This window comes from Pseudoalteromonas sp. G5_S1_14_S5 (assembly GCF_054968605.1).
On sequence record NZ_JBQKUM010000295.1, the window covers coordinates 1 to 220 of the forward strand.

The 220-nt window shown below is 44.5% G+C and carries 1 pseudogene; it reads left to right on the forward strand.

Going from position 1 to position 220, the window contains the following annotated elements:
- Positions 1-66: 66 nt before the first annotated feature.
- A pseudogene (locus tag ACTRWI_RS22945) lies at positions 67-220 on the forward strand (IS6 family transposase); the annotation flags it as partial.

The window sequence follows — 220 nt, forward strand, 5'->3', positions numbered from 1 at the left end:
GGGCTTGTTGCAAAAACCTCACGAGCCGCCAGACTTTAACTATGATTCATCACTGAGCAATACGTTATGGTCAAGTCTGAATTCAAATGGCGACATTTCACCCCCGAAATTATCTTATGGTGTGTCCGTTGGTATGGCACTACCGCAATGAGCTATGCAAACCTCAGTGATATGTTGTCCGAACGAGGTGTATTCGTTAATCGCTCCACGATTTATCGTT